This window comes from Stenotrophomonas sp. YJH_SMC_43 (genome assembly GCF_059372535.1).
In genome coordinates this window covers 97,977-117,323 of record NZ_JCAFVQ010000002.1, presented here as the reverse complement: position 1 = coordinate 117,323, position 19,347 = coordinate 97,977, and the positions used below count along the sequence as shown (strand labels likewise).

Sequence of the window (19,347 nt, the reverse complement as noted above, 5' to 3'; positions counted from 1 at the left end):
TTCAAACTCCGTTTGTTGTGAGGGACGGATACCGTGCTGGCATCAGGTCGTATAGCTCGTCGAGTGGGCTTTTATCACTGCCGTGTTCGTAGCTTATCCCCCAAGCCAACAACCGAGCTTCATTTAATTTGGACAGGTGCGAAACATCCAATTTATGGATAAGGGGAACAGAGCCTTTTGCCTCATTAAGCGCTTCGTCGTAAGCAAGGACACGTTTGCTCCGCCTACCAACAGGAAGATCTCTCTTCTGAATTGTTTTGGAAATTGCGATTTCGGCGTATATCCAAGGAGAGGACGTGCTCCCTTCCTTTATTGTTTTGCCCGCAGATATCGACTCGGGAGTATTTAGGAAGAATAGGCACTCACAGCGGTCAATCATTTCCGTAATCGCCATCATCAACATCACGTGGACATGGCTGGTTGACAGATTTCTTTTGTCGTAGTCATAGCTAGTGCCGTTTTCATGAAGACAATATTGATTGTCTATCATCTTAAGTAGAGCGTCAGCACTATTCCAAACGGCCGAGTCAATAAACGCGGTCAGCCCAAACTTGTCTTTCAGCCACCCTGCTAAGCGCAGTGCCTTGGCTTCGTCATTGTGTGAGTGGGAAATAAAGACATCGGCCTTGATAGCCGGGAACCATGTTTTGCTCAGCGCCTGCGCATCGAGCTTGCCGTCTTCGTTGAGATACGATTCGAGCGAGCTTCTTATTGACAATGCCTGCTCCTCTTGGATGAGGCGTCCAAGGGAAGCTGCGTAAAATCCGAAGTCTGGTGAAAGACCTTCTATCTGAAAACCCCTGTGCATTGTTCCCCCTGTGGAACTCGGCAGCGAATCGTCACAACAGCTTACTTTCTCCGAATGTTAGCTGAACGCAACTTGTAGCGTGATAGGAATTTCCCTACCCCTACTGAACTGGTACGGGATGGAAGGAGGCACCGAACGACGTTAGACTCCCGGATCACAACACAGGACATAGGTCCGGTTTGCGTTTCCCTGAAGGAAGAAGGGGTTAGAGCTGATTCAATAGGCTCCCCCTCTCTCCGCCAGATAAATGAAGAAGCCGCCCAGTGGGCGGCTTTTTTATTTGTCTGGCGGAGAGCATCGGGCGAGAGAAGCCCCGCCGGGGTTCGACGGTTCTGCAGGAGCAGAACCGGACCGCCGCAGGCGGGGCCCGGTGCGCAGCGCGCCGGGATCGGGTGCATGGATGCACCCGACCATCCCCCTCTCTCCGCCAGATAACTGAAAAAGGCTGCCTGAAAGGGCAGCCTTTTTCAGTTATCTGGCGCGGGACGCGAAGTGCGCTGCGCGCGCTTCGCCCCAAACGTTGCTGCGCAACGTTTGGGTCCCTCCCATTGCCTGCCTCTCCCCGCCCCTGCCGGGGCAGCCCCTCAACAGAGGGGCTTGTTCCTCCAGAGACGTCGGTAGATCCACGCCATGCGTGGATGCTCTTCGCGCGCCCCCCCCCCCCTGCTTCCCCACATGCTCCTCAAACAAGCTGGCGCGGGACGCGAAGTGCGCTGCGCGCGCTTCGCCCCAATCGTTGCTGCGCAACGTTTGGGCCCCTCCCTTTGCTTGCCTTCTCCCCGCCCCTGTCGGGGCAGCCCCTCAACAGAGGGGCTTGTTCCTCCAGAGACGTCGGTAGATCCACGCCATGCGCGGATGCGTTTGATCGCCTTACGCACGCTCGATAGCACCCCAAAACAAAACTGAACGAATCCTGAAAATTCGCTATCGTAGGCGCCTTCAACCGACGCTTGGCCCATTGCCCATGAGCTCGATCGACAGCGCTCACGCCGCCTGCGAAAACTGCGACACCGCCCTGCACGGCCACTACTGCCATCGCTGCGGGCAATCGGCGCACAACCCGCTCAAGCATGTGGGTCATGCCATCGAAGAAGTGTTCGAATCCTTCTGGCATCTCGATGGGCGTATCTTCCGCACGCTGCGCGATCTCTGGGTGCCGGGCCGCATCGCGCTGAACTACCTCAAGGGCCGCCGGGTCGGATACGTGCAGCCCCTGCGGCTGTTCGTCATCCTCACCCTGTTTACGTTCTTCGTCGGCAAGCTCTTCGTGCACGTCGACGATTTCAGCATCGGCGGTGGCACCAACTCTGTGTACGCCAAGACCACGACAGTGGAGCAGGTCGAAGCCGCCCGCGCGGCGCAGCTGGCGTTGATCGACCAACAACAGGCCAACTCACCCGGCACCGGCAACGCCGGCTTCGCCATGGCCAGGGCCGCAGTGAATGCCGCAGCCGCGCAGCGCAAAGCCGAGCTCACCGGTGCCGGCAAGGAGGCCGCCACGACGGAAAACGGCACTTTCTTCAACCACACCGTCAACGGCAAACCGTGGGACGCTGACACCAACCCCATCGTGATGGCCGGCTGGCCCCGGTTCGCCAACAACTGGCTCAACAAGCGCCTGCACAACGGCAACGCCAACATCCAGCGCATGGGGGGCAAGACCGATCTGTACATGCAGGCGATCCTGACCGCATTGCCCGGCGCCCTGTTCTTCCTGATGCCGGTGTTCGCACTGGTACTGCGCGTCGCCTACATTCCGCGGGCGATGGGCTATCTGGAACACCTGGTGGTTGCGCTGTACAGCCATTGCTGGCTGATGACGGTGCTGCTGGCAACCTTCCTCATCGCCGGCATCAGCAGCGCGCTCGCATCACCCGCATTCGCCGCCGTCAGCCAATGGCTGTATGCACTGTTGTGGCTGGCAGTACCGGTCTATCTGCTGTGGATGCAGCAACGCGTGTACGGCGGCAACAAGGCGCTGACCGTGCTGCGCTACCTGGCCATCGGCGGCGTCTACCTGTTCCTGGTGAGCTTCGTGGTGATGTATGCGGTGCTGGCGGGAATCTCGGCCTGAGGGATACACGCACGGCATCCGGTCCATGAATCCACGCATGGCGTGGATCTACTGGCGATCGTCTATCGTGGGCCCATGAACCTCCGCCTCTACCGCCCCACCGATGCCAGCGCCTGCCTGTCGATTTTCGACAGCAACGTACCCACCTACTTCGCGCCCGAAGAGCGCAGTGACTTTGAACGCTTCCTGCGCGAACAGGCCACGGACTGTGCATTCCAGGTCATCGAGCGCGATGGCAGCATCGTGGCCTGTGGCGGCCTGTCGCGACGCGGCGACGGCAGTGCCGGTTTCTGCTGGGGGATGGTCCAGCGCGCGCTGCACCGGCAGGGGCTGGGCCGCGAACTGGCACTGGCACGCCTGCGCCAGGCTGAAGCGGATCCCTCGATCAAGCGCATCGCGCTCAGTACCAGCCAGCACACCCAGGGCTTCTATGCCGGGCTGGGCTTCCAGGTGACGCGGATCGTGCCCGATGGCCACGGCGCCGGGATCGACGCCGTGGAAATGGAGCGGGAGCTCTAGCGCTCCCGCCCCGGCCCCATCCACGCAGTGCGTGGATCTACCGCTGGCCCGCTCCCCTCAGAAGCCTACGCGCAGGTTGATCTGCCCGCCAACATCACGGCGGCCATCGCCGTGCTGGCCCTGCACGAACATCGACAGCTGGCTGTTGCGGCCGAGCCCAACCGCCACGCCGACCTGACTGACCAGCGCATTGCGTGCCATCACCGCGCTGTAGACGTCGAACGCGTTGCCACCGACGGCGAAGCGGTTGCGGCTGGCCACATCGGTGTCACCCGAGGCGTGCTGCCAGCCGAGGCCGACCGTCAGCTGTGCCGGGAAGCGCTCGCCGCTGCCCACATCCCAACGTCCACGCACGCCCACGGTGCTGACATTGAGCGTGTCCTTGCCGCCTTCCAGCTCCAGTGCAGCAGTGCCACCCTGCTCTACTGCGCGATCGCTGTCGACCCAGTGCTTGGTGAACTGCACGTACGGCTGCAGCTGGGTCGTGCCATGTGTCCAGGTCCAGCTGCCCTCCACCTGCGCGATGGTCACGTCCGAGTCCTGGCGGCTGTACAAGGTCTGGCCCAGCAGCGGCACCTCACGCGTGGTGCGCGTACGGTAGTCGCCGCGCGATACGCTGCCCCCCACCGCGAAGCCGTTGTTCCACTGGCCCTGTGCATACAGGCCGAACGTGTTGCCACGCAGGCGGGCTCGCGAACTGCGATCGTACAGGCGCGTATCCAGCCGCTCGTTGCCTGCGGCCGCACCCAGCACCACGTGCTCGCCCAGCTGCCAGTCCACGCCCGCCATCAGCGCATTGCGGTTGGAGCGGATGTCATCGCCATTGCCGTCACCGTCCTGGCGGAACACCTTGCCACTGCCGGCCAGCCACGCCGAAGCACGCTCACCACGCACGGTCGGCAGCTCACTGCCCAGGCGCTGGCGGATACCCTCTTCCAGGTAATTGTCGTACAGCAGCACCGCGCGGCTGGCCGCATGCACTTCACCGGACAGCTGGTCGAAGGCAGCGCGCGCGGTACCCGCGTCATACATCAGCAGCGTGTTGTACAGGCCCAGTGCCGAACCACTCTGCGGCAGGCTGTCCAGCGCTGCGGCGGTGTTGTACTGGTTGCGCGTCTTCGCCGCCGTGGTGAATGCCGCGGTCTGCGCCACGTCGATCTGCAGGTTGGCCGTGTTCGCGGTGTAGACCGGGGTGATGGTCAGGAAGGCCGACGGCGTGGTGGCCGAGGCGAACTGCCCGCTCACCCCACCGCCCGCGTTGACCACGGTGTACTGCTGGCCCTGCTGGTAGCTGGTGCTCGGCGAGATGGTGTTCACCTGCACGGTGCTCCCAGCCACGTTGGCACTGCCGCCCACCTGCACCGTGTCGCTGCCGGTGGCACCCAGATCGATGCCCAGCGTGCTGCCCGGCGACAGGGTCAGGTTGCCCCCCACCGTGATCGTGCCGGTGCCATTGCCCGCACCGCTGCCGTTGCCCGGACCATTGCCCGGCGACAGCACGCCGCCGCTGGACACCGTCACACCACCGCCGGCGCCACCGATAGTGCCGGTGCCGGACAGCGTGGTGCCGCTGCCGATGGTCCACTGGCCGCCGATGTTGCCGGTGACATTCAGGCCACCGCCGGTGACCTGGCCGGTACCGCTGAAGCCACCGCTGTTGCCACCCAGGTTCAGGCCCCCCGGGCCGGCCTGCACGATGCTGCCACCACCACTGATGGTGCCGCCCAGCGAGGTGGTGCCACCGGTGTTGATGATCAGGCCACCGTTGTTGGTGATGTTGCCGGTGACCGAACCGCTGGCCCCGCCGTTGCCGACCTGCACGGTGCCGCCGGCATTGATGGTGGTACCGCCGGTGTAGGTGTTGTTGCCGGTCAGGACCACGGTGCCGGTGCCGGCCTGGTTCAGGCCACCGTTGCCGCTGATGGTGCCGCCCACCGTGGTGTTGCCGCCGACGTTGAACACCAGGCTGCCGTTGTTGGCAACGTTACCGGTGATCGCACCGCTCGCGCCACCGTTGCCGACCTGCAGCGTGCCGCCGGTGTTGATGGTGGTGCCGCCGGTATAGGTGTTGTTACCGGTCAGGACCACGGTGCCGGTGCCGGCCTGGGTCAGGCCGCCGCTGCCGCTGATGGCACCGCCAACGGTGGTGTTGCCACCCACGTTGAACACCAGGCTGCCGTTGTTGACGACGCTGCCGCCGATGGCACCGGTCGCACCGCCATTGCCGACCTGCAGGGTGCCACCGGCATTGATGGTGGTCGGGCCGGTATAGGTGTTGTTGCCGCTCAGGGTCAGCGTGCCGCTGCCGGCCTGGGTCAGGCCGCCACTGCCGCTGATGGTGCCATTCAGCGTGGTATTGCCCGCCACATTGGAGAGCAGCGTGCCATTGTTGGTGACGTCGCCGACGATCGAGCCCGTCGCACCGCCGTTGCCCAGCTGCAGCGTACCGCCGGCGTTGATGGTGGTACCGCCGGTATAAGTGTTGGTACCGGTCAGCAGCAACGTCCCGCTGCCGGCCTGGGTCAGGCCGCCGCTGCCGCTGATGGTGCCGCCCAGCGCGGTGTTGCCGCCCACGTTCGAGATCAACGCTCCATCGTTGGTGATGTCGCCAGCGATGGAGCCGGTTGCCCCGCCGTTGCCGACCTGCAGCGTGCCACCGGCATTGATGGTGGTGCCGCCGGTGTAGGTGTTGTTGCCAACCAGGGTCAACACGCCAGCGCCGGCCTGGATCAGCGTGCCACTGCCACTGATCGCGCCATCGACTGTGGTGTTGCCGGCCACGTCGAACACCAGGCTGCCGTTGTTGGCAACGTTGCCGGTGATCGCGCCGGTCGCACCGCCATTGCCCACCTGCAGCGTGCCACCGGCATTGATGGTGGTGCCGCCGGTATAGGTGTTGTTGCCGGTCAGGGTCAGCGTGCCGCTGCCGGCCTGGGTCAGGCCACCGGCGCCGCTGATGGTGCCGCCCAGCGTGGTGTTGCCGGCCACGTTGGATACCAGCGCACCGTTGTTGGTGATGTCACCCACGATCGCGCCGGTTGCACCGCCGTTGCCCACCTGCAATGTGCCACCGGCATTGATGGTGGTACCGCCTGTGTAGGTGTTGTTGCCGGTCAGCACCAGCGTACCGCTGCCGGCCTGGGTCAGGCTGCCACTGCCGCTGACCACACCGCCCACGGTTGCCGTGGTGCCGAGGTTGTAGACCAGGCTGCCGTCGTTGGTGATGTCGCCCAGCACCGAGCCGGTGCTGCCGCCGTTGCCGATCTGCAGCGTGCTACCACCGTTGATGGTGGTGCCACCGGTATAGACGTTGTCGCCGCTCAGGGTCAGCGTGCCGGTACCGCTCTGCACCAGACCGCCGGTGCCACTGAGCACACCGCCGAAGGTGGTGCTGCCGTTGTTGCCGCCGGTGGTCAGGGTCGCACCGCCCAGCACCACGCCGGATCCGGCTACGCCGGCCAGGCCTCCGATGCTCTGACTGCCACCGGCACTGATGTCCAGCGTGCTGGTACCGGCCAGGTTCACCGTGCTGGCGCCAGACAGGGTGCCGCCCGCGCCCACCGCCAGCGTGCCGCTGTTGATGGTGGTGGTGCCGGTGTAGCTGCTGGCGCCGGTCAGGGTCAGCGTGGCCGGGCCATCCTTGATCAAACCGCCCGCGCCGGAAATCGCGCCGGCCAGGGTCAGGTCATTGCTGCCCAGCACGTCGAGATTCGCACCCGCGCCAAGAGCGACGTTGTTGGCCAGCGTCACCGCCGCATTGGCATCCAGCGAGCCGTTGCCCGCCACAGTGAGTGCACCGCTGCCCAGCGCTGCGTTGTTGCCGACCACCAGCCCGCCGGCGTTGAGGGTGACACCGCCAGTGAAGGTGTTCGCACCGCCCAGCGTCTGCACGCCCGCCCCGTCCTTGATCAACGCGCCGGTGCCACCGATGACACCGTTGAACGCGGTGTTGCCGACGCCGCCGAGGGTCAGCGTGTTGCCGCCCAGCGACACGTTCGAGCCCGTCACGCCCGCCAGCGAGCCGATGCTCTGGTTACCGCCTGCGGAGATATCAAACGCGGTGCCGGCATTGGCCAGGGTGACCGCACCGGTCGCCGCCAGGCTGCCGCCGGCGCCGATCGCCAGCGTGCCGGCATTGATGGTGGTACCGCCAGTGAAGGTGTTGGTGCCGGTCAGGGTCTGGGTACCGGTGCCTTCCTTGATCAGCCCGCCGGTGCCGCCCACGGAGCCGCCGAAGGTGCCGTTGGTGGCATCACCTATGGTCAGCGTGTTGGCGCCCAGATTCACCGTGCCATTGCCGATCAGCGTGCCGAACTGCTGCGTACCGGCACCGGCCGACAGATCGAAGGTCGCGCCGCTGGCCAGGTTGACGATGCCGCTGGCATGCAGGCTGGCCCCGGCCCCCAGCGCCAACGTGCCGGCATTGATGAAGGTGCCACCGGTGTAGGTGTTGGTGCCGTTCAGGGTCAGCGTCGCCAGGCCTTCCTTGGTAAGCGAGCCGGTGCCGCTGAGGTTGCCGTTGAGGGTCAGGTCATTGCTGCCCAGTACGGTCAGGCCAGCATTGAGAACGAAGTTGTTGCCCAGGGTGATCGCGCTGTTGGAATCAAGCGTGGCAGCGCCGCCCACGGTCACCGTGCCGGTACCCAACGCGGCGTTGTTGCCCACCACCAGGCCACCGGCATTAAGGCTGACGCCTCCACCGAAAGTATTGGCACCGGTCAGTGTCTGCACGCCGGCACCGTTCTTGATCAGTCCACCGCTACCGCTGATCACGCCGTTGTACGTGCTGTCGGCCACGCCGCCCAGTGTCAGCGTATTGCCACCCAGCGCCACGTTGCTGCCGGCCACACCGGCCAGCGCACCGATGCTCTGGTTGCCACCGCCGGAGATATCCAGCGTGCCGGCACCGGCAAGATTCACCGCGCCGGTGGGCGCCAGGCTGCCGCCGGCACCGATGGCCAGCGTGCCGCTGTTGATGGTGGTACCGCCGGTGTAGGTGTTGGCGCCGGTCAGGGTCACCGTAGCCGCACCATTCTTGATCAGGCCACCGTCACCACTGATGACGCCACCCAGCGTGAGCGCGTTGCTGCCGAGCAGGTTGAGGTTGGCACCGGCGGTGAGGCTGATGGCATTGCCAAGCGTCACCGCCAGGCTGCTGTCCAGCGTCGCATCGGCACCGACGTTCAACGCGCCGCTACCCAGTGCAGCGTTGTTGCCGACCACCAGCCCGCCACCGTTCAAGGCCACGCCGCCGCTGAACAGGTTGGCGCCGCCGAGCGTGAGAATGCCCGCGCCGTTCTTGACCAAACCGCCGGTACCGGCAATCGCGCCATCGAAGGCGCTGCTGCTGACGCCCCCCAGAATCAGTGAGTTGGCGCCCAGACTGACCGTCGAGCCGGCCACGCCGGACAGCGAACCGATGGTCTGGTTGGCACCGGAGGCCGAGATGTCGAAGCCCGCACCTGGCGCAGCGATGTTCACCGCACCGGTCGCCGCCAGGCTGCCGCCCGGGCCAATCGCCAGCGTGCCAGCATTGATGAAGGTGCCGCCGGTGTAGGTGTTGGCGCCGGTCAGCGTTTCGATGCCCGTACCGACCTTGTTCAGGCCACCGGTACCTGCGATCGAGCCGCTGAAGGTGCCATTGACGGCGCCTCCGACTTCGATGTTGTTGGCCCCCAGGTTGACCGTGCCGTTGCCGACCAGCGTACCGAACACCTGCGTGCCGTTGCCGGCCGACAGGTCCAGCGTGGCGCCGGTGGCGAGATTGACGGTACCGCTTGCGGCCAGGCTGGCACCGGCGCCGAGTGCCAGCGTACCGGCGTTGACGTTGGTACCCCCCGTGTAGGTGTTGATGCCGTTCAAGGTGAGCGTTGCGCCACCGTTCTTGGTCAGGCTGCCGGTGCCGGAGAGCACACCGTTGAGGGTGAGCGCGTTGGTGCCCAGCACGGTCAGCCCGGCGTTGAGCACAACGTTGTTGGCCAGCGTCGCCAGCCCGGTGGTATCCAGCGTGGCCGCGCCACCCACGGTGAGTGCGCCGGTACCCAGCGCCGCGTCATTGCCCAGCACCAGTCCACCGGCATTGAGTGAGACGCCACCACCGAAGGTGTTGGCGCCGGACAGGGTCTGCACGCCTGCACCCACCTTGACCAGACCGCCACCGCCACTGACCACGCCATCGAAGGCGGCATTGCCGGCCGTGCCGAAGGTCAACGAATTGCCGCCCAGCATCAGCGTGCTTCCGCCCGCACCGTTGAGCGCGCCGATGGTCTGGCTACCGCCGGCACCGGAGATATCGAAGCCAGCGCCTGCGCCCAGCGTGATATCACCCGCTGCGGCAAGACTGCCGCCCGTGCCCAGCGCCAGCGTACCGGCGTTGATGGTGGTACCGCCGGAGTAGGTATTGGCACCGGACAGCGTCAGCGTGGTAGCACCATTCTTGATCAGGCTGCCATTGCCGCCGATCACACCCGACAGCGTCAGCGCGTTGCTGCCAGGCAACGTCAGTGCAACGCCCGAGCCCAACGTGACTGCATTGCCCAGTGTCACCGCAGCGCCTGCATCCAGCGTGGTACTGGCATTCACCCCCAGCGTGCCGGAACCGAGTGCGCCGTTCGCGCCGACCACCAGGCCACCGCCGTTCAAGGTCAAGCCACCACCGAAGGTATTGGTGTTGTTGAGCGTCAGCAGGCCTGCACCGTTCTTGATCAGGCTGCCGTTGCCGGCCACCACGCCACCAAGGGTGAGATCGTTGCTACCGCCCAGCGTGAGCTGTGTACCGGTACCAAAGTTCACCGCGTTGGCCAGGTTCAGTGCCACGGTGCTGTCCAGCGTGGTGGTGCCGCCGATACCCAGCGCACCGGTACCGAGGGCACCTGCATCGCCCAGCACCAACCCGCCCGCGTTGAGCGCAAGACCACCACTGAACGTGTTCGCACCGGACAGCGTCTGCACGCCCGCGCCGGTCTTGACCAGGCCACCGGTACCACCGATCACACCGGCAAAGCTGCCGTCGCTGGCACCGCCGAAGGTGAGCGACTGCGCGCCCAGGGCAAGCTGGCTGCCCGCCACGCCGTTCAACGCACCGATGGTCTGTGCCGCACCGGCTGCGGAGATGTCCAGTATCGCGCCCGCGCCGGCAAGATTCACCGCACCGGCCGCGGCGAGACTGCCACCTGCCCCCAACGCCAGCACACCGGCATTGACGGTGGTGCCGCCGGCATAGAGGTTGGCACCGCTCAGGGTCAGACGTGCCGCGCCGTCCTTGATCAGCCCACCGGCACCGAATACCGGACCAGTGAGCGTCAGGTCATTGCTGCCCAGCACGGAGAGGTTGGCACCGGCAGCGAGGCCGATGTTGTTGCTTACGGTCAGCGCCGTTGTGGCGTCCAGCGAAGCGTTGCCGCCCACGTCCAGCTGACCGGTACCCAATGCCAGTGCATTGCCCAGCTGCAGCACACCCGCGTTGAGGCCAACACCCCCACTGAAGGTATTGGGCCCGTTCAACGCCAGTGTCGCCGCACCGTTCTTGACCAGACCGCCGGTGCCGCTGATGACACCGCCCAGCGCCACGTTCTGGCTGCCCAGCAGGTCAAGCACTGCCCCGGTTCCAAGATTGACGCCGTTGGCCAGATTCAGTGCCACCGAACTGTCCAGCGTGGTATTGGCGCCCACCGACAGCGCACCGGTGCCCAACGCACCGGCATTGCCCAGCAGCAGGCCGCCACCGTTGACGGTCAACCCACCGCCGAAGGTGTTGGCGCCATTGAGGGTCAAAGTAGTGGCACCGTTCTTCACCAGCCTGCCCGCACCGGACACCACCCCACCCAGCGTGATCGCCTGCGAGCCCGGCAGCGACAGCGCGGCACCCGCGCCCAGCGACACATTGTTGGCCAGACTCAGCGGGGCGCTGCCATCGAGAGAGACGTTGCCACCAATGCCCAGTCCGCCCGTGCCGAGTGCACCGCTGTTGCCCAGCAGCAGGGTGCCGGCGTTTGCGCTCAGTCCTCCACTGAAGGTGTTGGCGCCGTTCAAGGTCAGTGTGGACGCGCCATTCTTGACCAAGCTGCCGGTGCCGGTGATGTTGCCGCCCAGCGTCAGGTTCTGGCTGCCCGGCAGGGTCAGCGCCGCGCCGAGGTTGATCGCATTGCCCAGGTTGAGCGCAGCAGTGGTGTCCAGCGAACCGTTGCCACTGACCGTCAGCGCACCGCTTCCCAGCGCGCCGGCGTTGCCCAGCACCAGGCCGCCGGCCGCAAGATTCACCCCACCGCTGAAGGTATTGGCGCCGGTCAGCGTCTGCACGCCACTGCCCTGCTTGATCAGGCCACCGGTGCCGCCGATCACGCCGGCGAAGGTCTGGTTGGTGGCATCACCGAAGGTGAGCGTGCTGCTGCCCAGCGTCACCGTGCTGCCGGCGATGCCAGTCAGTGCACCGATGGTCTGGTTGCCGCCGAGTGAGATATCCAGTTCGGCGCCGGCCCCCGCCAGGCTCACCGCCCCGGTGGCCGCCAGACTGCCGCCACTGGCCAGCGCCACCTTGCCTGCGTTCACGTTCAGGCCGCCGGTGAACGCGTTGGCCCCACCCAGCGTCAGCGTGGAGGCGCCGTTCTTGACCAGGCTGCCGGAGCCACTAATGACACCGCCCAACGTCAGTGTGTTGCCTCCCAGAATGTCGAGCGAGCCACCTGCCCCGAGATTGATGTTGTTGCCCACACTCAACGCCGAGCTGCCATCGAGGGTCACGGCTCCGCCGACGTTCAAGGCACCGGTTCCCAGCGCACTGCCATTGCCCAGCAGCAGGCTGCCGGCATTGAACGCCAGCCCACCACCGAACGTATTGGCGCCATTGAGCGTCAGGGTTGACGCGCCATTCTTGATCAGGCCGCCAGCGCCGCTGATCACCCCGTTGAACGTGAGCGCCTGCCCGCCAAGCAGATTCAGGTTGGCGCCCGATCCGAGGCTGACAGCATTGGTCAACGCCAGCGCCGTGGTGCCGTCGAAGGTGGTGTTGCCGCCGACAGAGAACGTACCACTTCCCAGCGCGGCCGCATTGCCCAGCAACAAGCCACCTGCGTTGAGCGCAACACCGCCAGTGAGGCTGTTGACGCCGGACAGGGTCTGCACGCCGGTACCGAGCTTGATCAGGCCACCGGTGCCTGCGGCGAACGTGCCGCTGAAGCTGGTATTGCCCAGCCCACCCAGGGTCAGCGTGTGGCTGCCGAGATTGACCGAACCGCCGAGGCCGGCCAGCGAGCCGATGGTCTGGTTGGTCGCCGCTGAAAGATCCAAGCTGGTGCCAACGCCCAGCGTGATCGCACCGGTGGGCGACAGGCTGCCGCCCGCGCCCAGCGCCAACGCGCCCCCGGCCAAGGTGAAGTTGCCGGTCAGCGAATTGGCACCATTCAAGGTCAGCGTGCCCGCGCCGTTCTTGGTCACGTTGCCGGCACCGGAAATCGAGCCACTCAATGTCAGCGCATTGCTGCCCAGCAGGTTCAGCGAGCCCCCGCCGTTGATCACCAGATTGTTGCCCAGGTTGAAGCCAGCCGTCGTATCCAGCGAGGCGCTGCCACCGACGGTCAGGTTGCCGCTGCCGAGTGCACCGGCATTGCCCAGCAGCAGGCCGCCCGCATTGAGGTTGACGCCGCCGGAGAACACGTTTGCGCCGCCGAGAGTAACGATGCCGGTGTTGTTGACCGTCAGTCCACCAGCGCCTGAAAGCACGCCACTCAGGCCGAATGCATTGGTCCCTGCCAGGGACAGATTGCCACCGAGGCTGAAAGCGTTGGTCAGGTTCAGACCGGCCGTGGAGGAGGCGATGGCACCGCCGTTGGCGGTGAACAGCCCTGTGCCGAACGAACCGGCATTGTTGAAATTGATCAGGCCATCATTGAGCGTCGTCGGCCCCGCACCCGCCCACGCACCCTGCAGGTTCCAAGTGCCGCTGTTGACCGTCAGCTTCTGGAAGTTGACGTACTGGTTCCAGCCCACCGTGGTCGGCGCACCACCGGTGCCGGAGCCGGGGCCAGAGGGACTGTTCTGCAGCACCAGGCTGTTGTTGCTCGCCGAGCCGCCATCAACCTGGCCCGCGGCCGCCAGATTGACACCCACGCTACCCACGGTACCGGCGATACCCACGCCGGCGTTGTTCACGCTGGAACCAGACACCGCTGTGAACGTATTGCCTGCCGTAGAGTTGCCCAGGTGCACGCTGCCGTTGATCGTTCCGGCGTTGAGGAAGGTGTTGCCGTTGGTCGCCGAGGCGGACCCGGCAAAGCCGACACGACCGGTGATGCTGCCGGTATTGGTGAACTGGGTCTGCGCGCCGCCATAACTGAGAATGGCCGGGGCATCGGCGGCGGTGAACAGACCCGCACCGAAGATCGACATGCTCACCGAGCCATTGTTGACGACGGTGCTGGTGCCGCCCGCAGCGTTCTGCACCACCAACGCCTGTCCACCGAAACCGAGGAGCGAGGCGATATTGACCAGGCCGTTTATCGAACCACCGGCCAGATTGTTCACGTTGATGGCATTGCCACCGACCGTCGCGTTGCCCAGCACCATGCCCGACGCCGCCAGGCTCAGGCCACCGCTGATGGTGGGATCGACCGTGCCCTGGTTGTTCACGGTAATGCCGTTGCCGTTCAAGGTCACCGCACTACCACCCACGATCGGCGGCACGCTGAGCTGGGCGCCGGTCTGGATATCCAGGGTTACGCCATTGATGCTGTTGGCCAGCGAGTTGGTGCTTGAGCCTGTCGGGCAAGTGACTGTGTTGCCGACGGTGTTGCACGCTGCGAACGCCGAACCGCTGGCCAAGGTGGCTGCCAGTGCGACCGCCAGCTGATGCGCCCGCAATCGCGGTGGCCGCTTCGCGGTAATCGCACTTCCGCCGGGATTCTGGGCGACCTCCGAGGCAACCTGCATTACGCCGAGGGCACGATTGAAAACCAGACGGTAAATGCGGTTCATCGGTAAATCTCCATGAAAAGACCGGATGGCACTGCGGGCAGGTTTTTTGAAGACGATGCGGTCCATCCCGGCTCCCGATACGGGAACAAGGCCTGGCGGCATTAACTCCTGAAAATCTTCACATCTTCACGCGACGCCCCCTGGAAAAGGTGCGCCGGCGTGTCCGTCAAGGCGAAAACTCCCCGGTTTCGCATGACGAATGGCGGCACTGTGCGTCCGATGGCGCCAGCGGCATGTGAATCACGCTCGTTATTTTCATGACGTGCGTCAAATAAAACGAGCGGACAAAATGGCTTTGCCGAAAATGCATATACCTGCAGGACGCGGGGAATCCATTCCCCGCTCAACTAAATGCATTCAGCTGCTGGAGAGTTTCATCAGCACCAGCCCGGACACGATCAAGACCGCTGCACCGATCCGCATCGGGCTGACCTGCTCACCGAGGAACACGATGCCGACCACGAACGCGCCTACCGCACCGATGCCGGTCCAGATCGTATAGGCGGTACCCAATGGCAGGCTGCGCATGGCCACCGCCAGCAGCCAGAAGCTGGCGATCATGCCGATGATCGTGACCACGGTGGGGGTGAGCTTGGTGAAGCCTTCGGACTGCTTCATGGACACGGCCCAGACGATTTCCAGCAGGCCGGCGAACAACAGATAGATCCAGGCCATGACAGCCCTCCTCTTGGTAGGGCCAGGCCGTCCTGGTCATTGATTCCCGATGTGGGGGAGGTCGTTCCTCCTGGCCGGCATTCTAGCAACGCCGGTCGCGCCGGGGCGTTGCCAGCAGACGCGGGTTACAGCCGATTCAGTGCACGAAGCTGGCGTCGATGTACCTGCCTGCGCTATAGTTGCGTTCTGCCATCGGCCAGCCGATGTGCAGTCCGGCTGTGGTCTCCGGCGCATCGCGCGCTGCTTCCCCTGATCGGTGAACCGGCCGCCCACTGGGCGGCCAACGTCTCTATGGTGGCCCCGTCGGCCCCTCGCGACGCTAGGTCGAAAATCCCGCCAGGGCCGGAAGGCAGCAACGGTATCGATCGACGCGGGCGCCGAGGTCAGCCGGCGGGGCCATCGCCTTTTCCGGCGACGCCCGCCTCTGGTAGATGCCAACCTTGGTTGGCGCCCTTTGCCGGGCATGGCCCCGCGCTACTGCGCTTCCGGCGTACCCTGGTGGAACACCATGCGCCATCCGTCCCCATGCCGGCGCCACAGCGAACTGCGCAGTACCCAGCCTTGCGGCTGGCCATCCAGGTAGTAGCGGCTGCGATAACGCACCTGGGCCAGGTCTTGCGTCAGCAGCGAGACCGCGTACTGCTCCGATTCGATCCGCACCTGCGCCCGTTCCAGCGGGATCTCCGCCAGCGCAGCTGCACGGTCGTAACAGCGGCCGGAACTGCCGATCTCGCTGAAATCCTCGTCCAGCAGGGCCGCAAGGGACTCGCGATCCCCCCGCACCTGCGGCGCATGCAGCGCGCGTTCCAGCGCCTCCAGTTCGGCCGCCAGCGCCGCGTCGGCGGGCTGGCCAACACCGCTCACGGCGGATCCTGCGCCAGCACGTGCGGCGCCGTCGGGCTCGCCAACCGCACGCACTGCCCCGGCTGGGCGACGCGGTGACCGCGCGCGGCCAGCGCCGCACCGTCAGCCACGCTGGCGTAGTGGTAGAGCATCATCCGGGACTGCAGCTCGGCGCTGTACTCGCGCTCCAGGTCGTCCACACCGGTATGCGACGGGTTGCCGTGCAGGCCGCAGTCGTGCGCGATCAGTTCGTTGTCGTTGGCGAAACGGGCCAGCATCTCCGGAATCGGCCGGGTATCGCCGCTCCAGGTCAGCGCGCCCTGCAGACGCAAGCCATAGGCCGTCTCCGGCCAATGGTGGCGCACCGGGAACACCTCCAGGCGCACGCCTTCATGCCAGAACGCCTCACCCACCACGATCAGCTGGAACGCATCCCAGAAGTTGGCGCCGCCCTCGGCCAGCACGTTCGGGTAGTCCCCGATGCGCTTGTGCAGCAGCGGCACCACCGTGGCAGGCACATACAGGCGCACCTTGCCGCGCCGGTGCGCATTGAAGAAGGTATCGACGAACAGGCGCTCGAAGCCCGCCACGTGGTCCAGGTGCACATGGGTGACGAACAACGCCTGCGGCATGTGGCCGTAGTGCGCCTTGAACGCGGTCAGGCCTTCACCGCCGCAGTCGATGGTCAGCCACGGACGCCCGTCCCGCTCGATCACCGACATCGGCGACCCCAGCTCGACCGCCGACGCATTGCCGACGCCGAGGAAACGCAACGACCAGTCCATCAGGTGCCCCGGTTCCAGGCCATGTCATAGGCGCGGCGCAGCCGCGCGAAGTCCTTCTGCACGTCTTCCATGCTGCGCTCGCCGCGCAGCTTGATCAGCGAGCGCAGCAGGCGCTTGAGATTGCGTTCGCGCCAGGCGGTCGCCGGGATGCGGATCACCCCGCGGTCGAAGTCGATCAGCCAGCCATGGCCATTGCCGTCGAACAGGATGTTGTGCGCATTGAGGTCGGCATGGTCCAGGCCGGCACGGTGGAAGCGCGCGATCAGCCGCCCGGTTTCCTCCCACGGTGCGCCCCGGCCAGCGACCAGCGCACGGTCGGCCAGCGAACGGACACCCTCGATCCGCTCCATCAGGATCGCGGCCCGGTAGCGCAGGCCCTCGCGCATGTAGAACGCGGCGATCGGCCGTGGCACCGGCAGCTTCTTCTCGCGCAGCGCGCGCATCAGCCGGAATTCGGCGAAACTGCGGGTGCGGTCCGCGCCGCGCCAGAAGTACTGGTCATGGCTGATCTTCGCCGCCAGGCCACCGCGCAGGTAGTGGCGCAGCACGCTGGGGCCGAACGGCGCATCGACCAACCAAGCGCTGCCACGGCCGCCCTCACCCACCGGCCGGGCCCTGCTTCCCCAGTGCTGGGGCGAGAACAGGCCGATCTCGGCTTGCCGCAGCCGCTCGCGGTCGAACAGAATGGCCCCGATGCCGCGACCCTCGCGGCATGGCGTCAGCGCTTCATTGGCGTCGAATGCGACCATTTCATTGAGTCTAACAACACATGGCATCAGCGTCCTCCTCCTTGTGCCTCCTGCGCCTGTCCGCACTCGGCGATGTCACCCACGTGGTGCCCCTGGTGCGCACCCTGCAGGCTGCGCGTCCGGACACGCCGATCCACTGGATCATCGACAAGGCCGGCCACAAGCTGCTCGACGGCCTGCCTGGCGTCACCTTCCATGCCTACGACAAGAAGAGCGGCATGGCCGGGGTCAAGGAACTGCGCAGGCAGCTGCCACCGGGGCGCTTTGAAGCGCTGCTGCAGATGCAGGTGGCGTTCCGCGCCAACCTGCTGTCGGCCTTCATTCCAGCAGAGCGTCGCATCGGCTACGACCGCAGCCGATCGAAGGATCTGCACAGTCTCTTCATCAACGAGCGCATCCCCGACCGCCCCGGCATCCATGTGCTGGACGCCATCGGCAGCTTCTGTGAACCCCTTGGCCTGCGCCAGGCCGAGGTCAGCTGGGACCTGGCGGTGCCGCAGTCCGCGTATGAGTGGGCCGCCGCGCAATGGCAGGACGATGGCCGACCGGTGCTGATGATCTCGCCCTGTTCCAGCCACGTGCGCCGTAACTGGTATGCAGACCGCTATGCAGCCGTGGCCAACCATGCCGCACAGCGCGGTTGGCGGGTGGTGCTGTGTGGTGGCCGCAGCGAGCTGGAGCGCAGCATGGCCGATGCCATCCAGGCCCAGCTGCACACGCCGGCACTGGACCTGGTCGGCAAGGACACCTTGAAGCAGCTGCCGGCACTGCTGGCCCGCGCCAATCTGGTGATGACCCCGGACTCGGGCCCGATGCACATCGCCAACGCGATGGGCGCCAAGGTACTGGGCCTGCATGCGGCCAGCAATCCGAACCGCAGCGGTCCCTATTCCGACCGCCGCTACTGCGTGGACCGCTACGATGATGCGGCGCGCAAGTACCTGGCCAAGCAGGCCGCGGATCTGAAGTGGGGCACCAAGATCGAGTTCGACGATGTGATGGAACTGATCACTGTCGAAGACGGTATCGCTGCGTTCGAACGCTACGTCGCCGACCACCTGGGGTGAGCGGCAGGCTGCCGGGGATTACGCGCGCTGCGCGTAATCCTGGTAGGACTTCTCTTCCACGTACGCCGAACCCAGCGCCAGGTTGATCGCCTTCTTGATGCGCGCGCGTTCGTCGTTGCGCAGGTAGACACTGCGCGCCAGGTCGATGAAGCCCTGATCGAACGCCTGCGCCTTCTCCTTCAGGCGGATGTCGTCCTCGATGTCCCACAGCTGCTCGTTGACCGTCTTCAGCTCGGCACGCAGCTTGGCGATGTCCTTCACCGCCGCCGGGTGTGCCATCCAGGTCTGCTCCAGCGCCGACAGCTCCTTGCGCACATTGGCCAGCTTGCCCTCGTCGCTGATGCGCTCGGACTTGATCTGCAGGATCGAGATCTTGTCCAGCAGCTCGCCGAAAGAAACGGGGACGAGGATTTCAGCGGTCATGGGGAAAAGCTCCAGCAGGTGATGCGTGCAGTTTAACCCGCAGCTCGCGATGGGACAGGTAGATCCATCTGGAGGAACAAGCCCCTCTGTTGAGGGGCTGCCCCGACAGGGCGGGGAGAGGCCGGCAAAGGGAGGGCCCACGCGTTGCACAGCAACGCGTGGGGCGACGCGCAACGCGCGTCGCGTCCCGCGCCAGATAAAGAAAAAGGGCCGCCTTTCGGCAGCCCTTTTTCTTTATCTGGCGGAGAGGGGGGGATTCGAACCCCCGAGGCGCTATAAACGCCTGCCTGATTTCGAGTCAGGTACATTCAACCACTCTGCCACCTCTCCGGGTGGTCCCCGGCGGACCGGGGACGCGCATCATACGAGGAAGTGAGGCCGACGACAAGTCATTCCGGCCAACGAAGTGAAAATTTCCTGAGCGCATGCCTTGCCG

10 protein-coding genes, 1 tRNA gene and 1 other RNA gene are annotated in these 19,347 nt (G+C 65.4%); 4 read left to right on the top strand and 8 right to left on the bottom strand.

Annotation, left to right across the window (positions count from 1 at the left end; all coding sequences use genetic code 11):
* Position 1: 1 nt before the first annotated feature.
* Positions 2-808: a toll/interleukin-1 receptor domain-containing protein gene (locus AC5QAH_RS06820; RefSeq protein WP_495232205.1), complete on the bottom strand. Its 807-nt coding sequence runs from the start codon at positions 806-808 to the stop codon at positions 2-4.
* A gap of 964 nt (positions 809-1,772) precedes the next feature.
* Between AC5QAH_RS06820 and AC5QAH_RS06815 the strand changes: the two genes are divergently transcribed.
* On the top strand, positions 1,773-2,882 hold the full coding sequence (locus AC5QAH_RS06815; protein WP_053442576.1) for a DUF3667 domain-containing protein: 1,110 nt from the start codon (positions 1,773-1,775) through the stop codon (positions 2,880-2,882).
* Positions 2,883-2,957: 75 nt separating this feature from the next.
* Entirely contained in the window at positions 2,958-3,401 is a 444-nt protein-coding gene (locus AC5QAH_RS06810; RefSeq protein ID WP_049453599.1) for a GNAT family N-acetyltransferase, read from the top strand.
* Positions 3,402-3,458: 57 nt separating this feature from the next.
* Here AC5QAH_RS06810 and AC5QAH_RS06805 read toward each other — a convergent pair whose 3' ends face one another.
* Positions 3,459-14,369, bottom strand: coding sequence for an autotransporter-associated beta strand repeat-containing protein (locus AC5QAH_RS06805; protein WP_495232204.1), 10,911 nt, complete (start codon positions 14,367-14,369; stop codon positions 3,459-3,461).
* Positions 14,370-14,726: 357 nt separating this feature from the next.
* Positions 14,727-15,044 carry a DMT family transporter gene (locus AC5QAH_RS06800; protein WP_010483859.1) on the bottom strand — a complete coding sequence of 106 codons (318 nt, stop codon included), beginning with the start codon at positions 15,042-15,044 and terminating at the stop codon, positions 14,727-14,729.
* Positions 15,045-15,344: 300 nt separating this feature from the next.
* On the opposite strand from AC5QAH_RS06800, the gene ffs reads away from it, so the two are divergent.
* Positions 15,345-15,441: signal recognition particle sRNA small type (gene ffs / locus AC5QAH_RS06795), an RNA gene on the top strand.
* Positions 15,442-15,518: 77 nt separating this feature from the next.
* Here ffs and AC5QAH_RS06790 read toward each other — a convergent pair.
* Genes AC5QAH_RS06790 through AC5QAH_RS06780 form a run of 3 tightly spaced genes read right to left on the bottom strand, consistent with a single transcriptional unit; the run spans position 15,519 to position 17,421 of the window.
* Positions 15,519-15,908 carry a nuclear transport factor 2 family protein gene (locus tag AC5QAH_RS06790; protein ID WP_010483861.1) on the bottom strand — a complete coding sequence of 130 codons (390 nt, stop codon included), beginning with the start codon at positions 15,906-15,908 and terminating at the stop codon, positions 15,519-15,521.
* Positions 15,905-16,672 (bottom strand): MBL fold metallo-hydrolase, encoded by a 768-nt coding sequence (locus AC5QAH_RS06785; RefSeq protein ID WP_010483863.1) that lies wholly within the window; start codon positions 16,670-16,672, stop codon positions 15,905-15,907. The genes AC5QAH_RS06790 and AC5QAH_RS06785 overlap by 4 nt, the downstream gene beginning before the upstream one ends.
* Positions 16,672-17,421, bottom strand: a complete 750-nt coding sequence (locus AC5QAH_RS06780; protein ID WP_010483865.1) for a 3-deoxy-D-manno-octulosonic acid kinase — start codon at positions 17,419-17,421, stop codon at positions 16,672-16,674. The genes AC5QAH_RS06785 and AC5QAH_RS06780 overlap by 1 nt, the downstream gene beginning before the upstream one ends.
* A 20-nt stretch (positions 17,422-17,441) precedes the next feature.
* Between AC5QAH_RS06780 and AC5QAH_RS06775 the strand changes: the two genes are divergently transcribed.
* Entirely contained in the window at positions 17,442-18,488 is a 1,047-nt protein-coding gene (locus tag AC5QAH_RS06775; protein ID WP_495232203.1) for a glycosyltransferase family 9 protein, read from the top strand.
* An 18-nt stretch (positions 18,489-18,506) separates the two neighbouring features.
* Here the strand turns inward: AC5QAH_RS06775 and AC5QAH_RS06770 are convergent, their stop codons facing one another.
* Both AC5QAH_RS06770 and AC5QAH_RS06765 read right to left on the bottom strand, forming a co-directional pair.
* Entirely contained in the window at positions 18,507-18,911 is a 405-nt protein-coding gene (locus tag AC5QAH_RS06770; protein ID WP_010483869.1) for a DUF6165 family protein, read from the bottom strand.
* A 239-nt stretch (positions 18,912-19,150) separates the two neighbouring features.
* Positions 19,151-19,241: transfer RNA gene (locus AC5QAH_RS06765), tRNA-Ser, on the bottom strand.
* Positions 19,242-19,347: the final 106 nt, after the last annotated feature.